The sequence below is a fragment of the Bacillus sp. FJAT-25509 genome, from assembly GCF_001420605.1.
Taxonomy (GTDB): Bacteria; Bacillota; Bacilli; order Bacillales; family Bacillaceae_G; genus Gottfriedia.
The window spans coordinates 219,658-227,221 of sequence record NZ_LJIZ01000008.1; the positions used below are offsets into that span (position 1 = coordinate 219,658).

The 7,564-nt window shown below is 31.9% G+C and carries 8 protein-coding genes and 1 pseudogene; 6 read left to right on the forward strand and 3 right to left on the reverse strand.

What is annotated here, in order from left to right:
• Positions 1-7: 7 nt before the first annotated feature.
• Entirely contained in the window at positions 8-1,309 is a 1,302-nt protein-coding gene (locus tag AN960_RS06170; RefSeq protein WP_056468354.1) for a glutamate-1-semialdehyde 2,1-aminomutase, read from the reverse strand.
• A 272-nt stretch (positions 1,310-1,581) separates the two neighbouring features.
• Between AN960_RS06170 and AN960_RS06175 the strand changes: the two genes are divergently transcribed.
• The 6 genes from AN960_RS06175 to AN960_RS06200 all read left to right on the forward strand — a co-directional run bounded on the left by AN960_RS06175 (position 1,582) and on the right by AN960_RS06200 (position 5,885).
• Positions 1,582-2,595, forward strand: a complete 1,014-nt coding sequence (locus AN960_RS06175) for an ABC transporter ATP-binding protein (protein ID WP_056468357.1) — start codon at positions 1,582-1,584, stop codon at positions 2,593-2,595.
• Positions 2,588-3,379 (forward strand): ABC transporter permease, encoded by a 792-nt coding sequence (locus AN960_RS06180; protein WP_056468360.1) that lies wholly within the window; start codon positions 2,588-2,590, stop codon positions 3,377-3,379. Before AN960_RS06175 ends, AN960_RS06180 begins: the two co-directional genes overlap by 8 nt.
• Positions 3,380-3,382: 3 nt before the next feature.
• The gene (locus tag AN960_RS06185; RefSeq protein ID WP_056468363.1) at positions 3,383-4,168 is read left to right on the forward strand and encodes an ABC transporter permease; all 786 of its coding nucleotides are present in this window, start codon (positions 3,383-3,385) and stop codon (positions 4,166-4,168) included.
• A gap of 52 nt (positions 4,169-4,220) precedes the next feature.
• Positions 4,221-4,628 carry a potassium channel family protein gene (locus AN960_RS06190; RefSeq protein WP_056468366.1) on the forward strand — a complete coding sequence of 136 codons (408 nt, stop codon included), beginning with the start codon at positions 4,221-4,223 and terminating at the stop codon, positions 4,626-4,628.
• Positions 4,629-4,651: 23 nt separating this feature from the next.
• The gene (gene bcp / locus AN960_RS06195) at positions 4,652-5,116 is read left to right on the forward strand and encodes a thioredoxin-dependent thiol peroxidase (RefSeq protein ID WP_056468369.1); all 465 of its coding nucleotides are present in this window, start codon (positions 4,652-4,654) and stop codon (positions 5,114-5,116) included.
• A 331-nt stretch (positions 5,117-5,447) separates the two neighbouring features.
• Complete coding sequence (locus AN960_RS06200; RefSeq protein ID WP_025672070.1) at positions 5,448-5,885, forward strand: Fur family transcriptional regulator; 438 nt, start codon at positions 5,448-5,450, stop codon at positions 5,883-5,885.
• A gap of 41 nt (positions 5,886-5,926) precedes the next feature.
• Here the strand turns inward: AN960_RS06200 and AN960_RS06205 are convergent, their stop codons facing one another.
• Both AN960_RS06205 and AN960_RS25425 read right to left on the reverse strand, forming a co-directional pair.
• On the reverse strand, positions 5,927-6,286 hold the full coding sequence (locus tag AN960_RS06205) for a YgzB family protein (protein WP_091023209.1): 360 nt from the start codon (positions 6,284-6,286) through the stop codon (positions 5,927-5,929).
• 147 nt (positions 6,287-6,433) lie between these two features.
• Positions 6,434-7,159, reverse strand: a pseudogene (locus AN960_RS25425) (YwaF family protein).
• Positions 7,160-7,564 lie beyond the last annotated feature (405 nt).

The window sequence follows — 7,564 nt, forward strand, 5'->3', positions numbered from 1 at the left end:
AGATATATCATAGTTTAATCGTAGATAATTTTAGGAACGCGTTCCCAACAGCGTTAATTGTTTGGTGAACATCTTGTTCAGTATGAGCTGTAGTTAAGAACCATGCTTCATATTTTGATGGTGCTAGATTAATACCTTCTTCTAATAGAAGTTTAAAGAATCTCCCGAAAACTTCTCCATCGGATTCTTTTGCTTCTTCATAATTCGTTACTTCGTCAACATTGAAATAAACTGTCAATGCACCTTTTAAGCGGTTGATTTTTATATGGATGTTATGCTCATCAGCTTTTTCTTGAATACCTTTTTCAAGAATGGCACCTAGTCGATCTAATTCTTCATAGACACCTTCTTGTTGTAATACTTCAAGACATGCAATACCAGCTGCAATTGATGCTGGATTACCTGCCATAGTACCAGCTTGATATGCAGGACCAAGTGGGGCAACAGTTTCCATAATTTCTTTCTTACCACCATAAGCTCCGATCGGTAATCCACCGCCTATAATCTTTCCAAGAGCTGTTAAGTCTGGTTCAATTCCTAATAAATTTTGAGCTCCACCATACATAAATCTGAAGGCAGTTATTACTTCATCATAAATGACTAATGCACCATGATTGTGCGTAATTTCATTTACAGCTTCTAGGAATCCTTCTTTCGGTTCAACGATTCCGAAGTTACCGACGATTGGCTCAACAAGTACACCAGCTACTTCATGACCCCATTTTTCCATTGTTTCTGCATATGCTGTGGTGTCATTAAATGGAACTGTAATAACTTCATTAGCTATACTTTGTGGAACACCAGCAGAATCAGGTGTACCAAGAGTAGATGGTCCAGAGCCAGCAGCAACTAGTACTAAATCCGAATGACCGTGATAACATCCAGCAAATTTAACGATTTTAGTACGACCAGTGTAAGCTCTCGCTACACGAATAGTTGTCATTACGGACTCAGTACCTGAATTTGTAAATCTGACTTTATCCATACTAGGAATCGCTTCTTTTAGCATTTTGGCAAATTGTACTTCAAGTTCATGAGGAGCACCGTAAAGGACCCCATTTTCAGCTGCATTTGTAATTGCAGCTGTAATATGTGGATGAGCGTGGCCAGTTATAATAGGACCGTATGCTGCTAAATAATCTATATATTGATTGCCATCAACATCCCAAAAATATGCGCCTTTTGCACGCTTCATTGTGACAGGAGCTCCGCCACCAACTGCTTTAAACGATCTTGAAGGACTGTTTACGCCTCCAACGATGTGTTCTAAAGCTTCATTATGTATTTCAATTGATTTTTGATTATTCATGGAGTACCTCCCATTATTGATAAAAAAATGAAAGAATTTAACCGGCATCTTTACATTATTTATGTGGTTAAATTACATTCTAGCACGAAATTTTAGCGCGTGGTAAATGTAAGCCTTTACAAGTTAAAAAGAAATTTGAACATTTTGTAGAATCTATATTTTTCACAAAAATAGTCCGAAAAAATTGGAAACTACATTTTAGTACTTTTTTATTGTACTTAGTTCGTATTTCAAATACACTAAGCGACGGAATAAAAAATGGAGGAAGTCTTATGGAAAACATAATCGAAGTTCAAAACTTACACAAAGAATTTAAAACTTTCTTGAGTCGCTCTGGTGTAAAAGGTGCATTTAGAGATTTGTTTACAAGAAACTATAGAACAAAAACAGCCGTTAATCATATAAACTTTTCTGTAAAAAAAGGTGAAATGATGGCTTATATCGGGGAGAATGGTGCAGGGAAGTCGACTACAATTAAAATGTTGACGGGAATACTAACACCTACTTCTGGTGATGTAACAGTTAATGGATACCACCCTCAAAAAGATCGAGAGCGTTTTGTTAAATCAATTGGTGTTGTATTTGGGCAAAGATCTCAATTATGGTGGGATATTGCTGTACAAGAATCATTTCGCTTACTAAAAAAAGTTTATCAAATACCAGATAAACAATATGAAGAACATATGGGTTATATCATTAAGACTTTAGATATTGAGCCTTTATTAGATCAACCTGTAAGAAAACTATCTTTAGGTCAAAGAATGAGATGTGAATTAGCAGCTGCTTTAATTCATAATCCACCTTTATTATTTTTAGATGAGCCGACAATTGGATTAGATGTATTAGTAAAATTAAAAATTCGCGAGTTTTTAAAAGAGTTAAACCAAAAATATGGGACAACAATTCTTTTAACAACCCATGATATTTCTGATATTGAGGCACTATGTGATCGAGTAGTTATGTTAGATGAAGGAAAAATCATTTATGATGGAAAACTTGAACAGTTAAAAGGTCAATGGGGCGAAGAGAAAGAAATTCAATTCCAGTTTATTAAGCCTGTCAATCATAATACATTAAACGAATTAATCGGACGAACTGATGTCAAATGGAAGGAAGAAGAAGGCGAAAATATTTGGAGTGTTACATTACCGAATGATGAAACACTTATTTCTATGATTATCGCAAAAGTAGTTCAATCAAATCCTGTTAAAGATATGAAGATGTTAGAGATTTCTACAGAAGAAATTATACGAAACATCTACCAAGAAGGTATTAGTAATGAGTAAGTATATTGAAATCATTCGAATTCGTTTTTTAATGATGTTAGCGTATCGTACCAATTATTACACTGGGATTGTTATTTATACGATTAATATAGGTGCTTATTTCTTTTTATGGAAAGCAATCTATGGTCACCAAGGATCTATTCAAGGTGTTTCAGTAAACCAGATGACTACTTATGTTGCGATTGCTTGGATGGCAAGGGCGTTTTATTTTAATAATCTAGACCGTGAAATTGCTGAAGAAATCGTAGAGGGTAAAGTAGCAATAGAACTTATTAGACCTTATAACTATTTACTTACTAAAGTGATGCAAGGGTTAGGTGAGGGGATTTTCAGATTCTTTTTCTTTTCAATTCCAGGCTTTATTATAGTTGCTTTAATTTTTCGTTTAGATGTTTCATTTAATTTAAAAACTTTAGGTTTATTTTTAATTGCTTCGATTTTCAGTTTTGCAATTAATACACAATTAAATTTATTAACAGGGTTAATGGCATTCTTCCTTCAAAATAATATGGGATTTATTCAAGCTAAACGTGTCATTATTGATTTGTTTTCAGGTTTAACGATTCCAATCACGTTCTTTCCGGTTTGGGCACAAGATGTAATGAAGTACTTACCATTTCAAGGAATCAGCTATATTCCTAGTATGATTTTTGCTCAAGGCATAAAAGGTGAATTAATTTTAAGAGGCCTTTTATTTCAAGTAATTTGGATTATTATTTTATGTATCCCTATTACTCTTATATGGTATAAAGCTAAAAAGCATCTTGTTATACAAGGAGGTTAAAGAATGTTTTATTTAAATATATTTCTTCAATATTCAGGTCAATATTTAAAAACGAAATTACAATATAGAGCAAATTTCTTTTTATCATTTTTATCAGATTTGATGGCTCAGGCTGTAAATTTAATTTTTATATTATTAGTTTTTAATCATACTTCACTTATTGAAGGATGGAATCGAGATGAAATTGTATTCATTTATGGTTTCTTTTTAGTTCCGTTTGCTCTTTTTGGTTCATTTTTTAATATATGGGATTTTAATGATCGTTACATTGTTAAGGGAGAGTTTGATCGTATTTTAACTCGACCAATTCATAGTCTTTTTCAAGTTGTATTAGAGAAAATGGAGTTAGAATCTTTACTAGGTGCTATTACTGGATTGATTATTATGCTCTATGCAGGTTTTAAATTAGGACTTTCAATCACTTGGTATGATCCATTTTTATTTCTACTAATGGCTTTTGGTGGAATGTTTGTTTATGCCGGAATCTTTATTGCTTTAGCAAGTATCGGTTTTTGGTCAGATGCAAGAACGTCGATTATGCCGTTAATGTATAATATAGGAAATTATGGTCGTTATCCGATTAATATCTATCACCCTATAATTCGCTTTGTATTAACATGGATTTTACCATTTGCATTTGTTGGTGTTTATCCAGCTGCATATTTTCTACGTAGAAGTGAATGGTATGTCTATTCATTTTTAACGCCAGTTATGGGATTAGTTGTTTTTGTAATCTCAGTGTTAATTTGGAACCAAGGTGTAAAAAAATATAAAGGTGCTGGTAACTAAGCAGTATTCTATTTCAATAGCTTGTTTCATAAATTGAAATGAGGTGATTGGAATGGGAACTGCTTTTTTCTTTTTTATTTCAATATTTGCGATTTTGTATAGTCTAGTGTATTTATGGAATACTTCAACTACTAAAGTTAATAAAAGTCTTATTTCAATTAATAATTACATTCTTTTATTTTTAATATATGGAACGGTACTTATAGGCTTTAGCGCGGTGTATTTTATATTAGAGCGAGGGCCACATCCAATTTTAATTGAGCATTCTATTCCTATTGAAGGGACTAATTACAATATAATGGGGTTATGCTTATATTTTAGCGCAATCACCCTTTTATCTGTAGGCTATGGGGATATTGTACCAGTGGGGATCGGAAGATGGGTTGCTATGGTTGAAGCTCTTATCGGATATACGATGCCAGCGGCTTTTGTTTTACAAGTATTTAAAGAAGAACGTTAATATTTATGAATAAGGAGATTATTATGACTGTTGAAATTGGAATGAAAGCACCGGAATTTACTTTACCAGCAAGTAATGGAGAAGATGTAGCTTTATCAGACTTTAAAGGTAAGAAAGTAGTTCTTTATTTTTACCCAAAGGATATGACACCAGGTTGTACTACGGAAGCTTGTGATTTTAGAGATTCATATGAAAGGTTTTTGAATAGTGGAACTGTCATTTTAGGAATAAGTCCTGATCCTATAAAAAGACATGAAAAATTTATAGAAAAGCATCAATTACCATTTTTATTACTTTCAGACGAAACAACTGAAGTTGCAAAGTTATATGATGTTTGGAAGTTAAAGAATAATTTTGGTAAGGAATATATGGGAATAGAACGTACAACATTTTTAATTGATGAAGAAGGTTGTATCGAAAATGTATGGCAAAAGGTTAGAGTAAAGAATCATGTTGAAGATGTTTTTAGTGTAATCAGTCGTTCTTAAAATTTGTACAAACTAATCTGAGTCAATTAACTTCATTTATCTTAAGTTTTTTTGAGAAAGAATCGTTTTATCTAAAATAATCGAGCTTTTCGTCTATACCTATATTACTTTAGGGAATATATTGGAGTATAGGGCATACCTCCTCAGATGATAGCATATTGAAGTGCGAGAGAATTCTCGCACATTTTTTTTGTTTTGATATATGGAATACAAACAAATGACTAATTTTTTTTAGAAATTCTCAAAAAGTTGACAAATATTCTTGCAGTTGAATAAACTAATAATAAGTAATTAATTTTGGAACTATTTTATAGAAACGGGGAGAGCGGCGTTGCATAAGGAAAATATTCAAGATGCAATTTTACATTTAAAGAATAGCGGCGTACGTATTACACCTCAGAGGCATGCAATTATAGAATATTTAATAGGAAGTGGAACACATCCAACTGCTGATGAAATCTATAAAGCACTTGAGGGAAAATTTCCAAATATGAGTGTGGCAACAGTTTACAATAATCTAAGAGTATTACGTGAAGTAGGAATGGTTAAAGAATTAAACTTCGGTGATTCTTCTAGTCGTTTTGATTATATAACAACTGATCATTATCATATTATTTGTGAAAAATGTGGTGAAATGAATGACTTTCATTACGACGGGTTAGAAGGAATCAATCTTTATGTTGAAAAGGAAACGGGATTTGAAGTAACCAATCATAGAATGGAAGTATACGGTATTTGTCCTAAATGTAAAGAAAAAACATTATCATAATAAAGCACATTACATAATTGTAATGTGCTTTATTTATTATGCTATTGTTTAGCATCTCGTTTGCTATTATATTTTTCATTAAATTCTTTACCTTCTAATGAAGGATCTAATGTAAGGGGCTCATTACAATACATACAGATGTCAACTTTACCAAGCATTTTAGTCGTTTTGTTACAATTCGGACAGATGACTTGAATTGTTTTTGTAGACAGCATTCCGATCCAAAAATAAACAACTGTACTACCAATAATCGCTAAAAATCCCACAAGCATAAAGATCGTCATGACAATCTTATGCTCTCTGAAAAATACACCACCATACATAATGATGAAGCCAATAAATAATAATGAAAGTGCAAACGTTCTTATATTATTAATTTTACTACTTTTCTTTTTTGCCACTTTGTCCACCCCATTCATTGTAAATATAGCATAAATGAGATAGGAAATGTTAGTGCTAACATGGAAAACAATTGGAACTTATTTAATGGAATGATTTTAGTTGATGAATTTTGATTTTAAGCTAAATATAGGACATTCTCATATTAATTAATTGGTAGTTTGATCGGATGTTACTTGGTTTATTTTCAGCTTTTTGTTAAAAAAATGAATCGGGAGATATAAAATCAAAAAATAGGGGATAAGAATTAAGCTTAATACAATTAAGCAATATGGCCATGGCCCAAAAAAGTCTAGCAAGTTTGCTCCGGTAGGTTTAGCTCTTAAAAATAGGTAGTTTCCTTTAATGACATAATCCAGTAAGTAAATAGGTATAGCTAATAAGATTAAATAAAGGAAGGACTTTATTAATGAACGGAGAGTCGGAGTATATCCAAAGATAAACGTCATATAACAAATAGAAATAATGATCCCTCCGTGGGTAATGAAAAATTGAATATATTTAAAATGAGGAAAGCTATATTTGATATCTGGAGTAATTACAGCTTGGATAGCCCCAGCCAATCCCCAAAAATAGATAATCTTATATATTTTATAATTTTTTGTAATGAGTGTTTAACAGCATAGATACATACTTATACCGCATAGTTGGAGAGGTAATGAATCGCCCCAATCCCACTGGTTCGTTTTAATTAACCATCCATATAATAGAAATTCAACTGTAAGCATTGAGACGATTAATAGAGTCCGAATGAATAAATCTACTTTTTTCTTATTGTTTATAAAATTTCTGAAGTTAAACAAACAGATAAGAAGTAGGAGAATGATTAATAATGTAATAATATGTTGCTTTGAAAACAAGACGAAACCATTCATTATTTACACCTCTCTCAATTCAGATAGATGATATTGAACAATTCGCTACTGTTAGGATCTTTTTCATTGTACATTTTTAAGTGTATTCAGCTTGTTTGTATTAAAGTATTCTGACTTGATATTTGTATGACCGGATCGACTTGTATTCTTTTTAGAAAAGAGTTTTCATCTTTTTTGAAAAAAACGTTTAAAAAGTGTTGACGGTAAGATTTATCGATGTTATATTATTCTATGTCGCCAAGAGATGACGGCGTCGAAAGAAAAAAGATTTTAAAAAAATGTTGACAGGCTCTACTGAGAATGTTAAGATGAAAAAGTCGCTAATGACGCGACGAAGTGAACTTTGAAAACTAAACAAAACATGAAGTAAACGTCAATTATTAGTTTTTTGAGCAATACAAGATT